The following is a 1622-nucleotide window of genomic DNA, read 5'->3' as shown; positions in this document are numbered from 1 at the left end:
CGGGGCAATCCCCCGGCCGGGGCGCGTGCGGCGGCCTTCGACGCCTCATGATCTCCGTCGTGCATGGATCCGAACCGACCCGTTCGCCCGTCGCCGTACGGGTGTTGGCCCTGGTGACACTGGCCTGGGTCCTCGTCGACGCCCCGGCCGGTGTCGCTACGGCCGACGCCTGTGCGTACGCCTCGACCGGACCCGGCGGCACGGAGGCGGTGGCGGTGGCGGGGAGCCACACGTGGCCCACTCCCCCGATGTGCCCGTCGCCCACACCGACACCCACCCCGTCTCCGCCGCCGAAACCGGCCCCACCGCCCCCTCCAGAACCACCGCCACCGCCACCACCGAAACCGACGCCAGAGCCATCGCCTCCCCCGTCGGCTCCCCGGCCCGCACCGCCCGCCGCTCCCACCCCGACTCCGACGCCCACCCCGAAGCCGACCCCGACTCCGAAGCCGTCGCCCACTCCGCGCCCCTCGGTCACCCCGGTGAGCTACCCGGAGTACCGCACCCCGCCGCGTAACCGGCCATCGCACCACGGCCGGTCGCCGGTCACCTACGTCCTGCTCATCACCGCGCCCGCGGTGATCGCCGTCGCCGCGCTGCGGCCGCGTTGATCCCTGGAGGAACCCGTTGCCGGAATGGCTTGTTCTCACCCTCGCGATGCTGGCCGCCTGCGCCGTGGTGGTCGTCATCACCCTCCTACGCCACCGATCGGCGTCCGAGGACGAGGATCCCTCCGAGACGCCGGACGTCATCGAGTACATGACGATGTGGATCGGCGTGGTCTACGCCATCGTCCTGGGCCTGGCCATCGCCGGTGTCTGGGAGGCCCGCAGCGTCGCCCAGGAGCACGTCCGGGCGGAGGCCCAGGCGCTGCACGAGATCTCGGAGCGGGTGCGGGTCTACCCTGCCGACGTCCGTGACCGCATCCGGGACGATGTCAACGCCTATGTAGGACATGTCGTCACCACCGAGTGGCAGGCGATGGCCGACAACGGCAAGGTCACCGAACGCGGCACCGAGCTCCTGGACCGCGTACGGGCCGACGTGACGGACTACCAGCCGAAGTCGGACTTCGAGGCCCAGGCCTACCAGCCGCTCCTCGACCAGGTGGCCGCGGCGGACCAGGCGCGTGCCGCCCGCGCGGACTCGACCGCGCCGACCATGCCGGGCGTGGTCTGGTTCGGCCTCGTCGTCGGAGCAGTGGTCACCATCGGGATGATCCTCGCCCTGCAGATCCGGCGGACACCACGCGAGCTGATCCTCGCCGGCCTGTTCTCCGCGCTGATCGCCTTCCTGCTCTTCCTGATCTGGGACTTCGACGCGCCCTACAGCCGTGGCATCACAGCCTCGGCCGAGCCGTTCCTCAGTCTCTTCCCCGAGGCCAGGGGCTGACGGGCCCCTACCGCGGCATCCATTCGCCGCCACCGCAGAGGCCTTCGCCACGGATTCCGTCGGGACGTCGGGATACGTGGCGAAGGCCTTGCACGTGAGAGGCCTCCGGGCCGGCCCGGCCTCAGTTCAGCTGCTCCGAGCGGCGGCGCACCCAGAGCAGCCCGCCGCTGAGGACGGCCGAGGCCACCATGCCGCCGCCGATGGCCATGTCGGTCGGCGTCGCCCCGACG

Annotated in this window: 2 protein-coding genes; both read left to right on the top strand. The window is 72.0% G+C overall.

The features are described 5' to 3' along the window. Positions 1-232: 232 nt before the first annotated feature. Positions 233-517, top strand: a complete 285-nt coding sequence (locus ACTWQJ_RS51140; RefSeq protein ID WP_443313159.1) for a hypothetical protein — start codon at positions 233-235, stop codon at positions 515-517. A gap of 110 nt (positions 518-627) precedes the next feature. Further along, complete coding sequence (locus ACTWQJ_RS51135; RefSeq protein ID WP_443313158.1) at positions 628-1392, top strand: bestrophin-like domain; 765 nt, start codon at positions 628-630, stop codon at positions 1390-1392. Positions 1393-1622 lie beyond the last annotated feature (230 nt).

The organism is Streptomyces sp. KR55 (assembly GCF_052245645.1).
GTDB lineage: Bacteria > Actinomycetota > Actinomycetes > Streptomycetales > Streptomycetaceae > Streptomyces > Streptomyces flavusporus.
The sequence above is the reverse complement of the archived record's forward strand: the minus strand, read 5'-3'. Positions and strand labels throughout refer to the sequence as shown.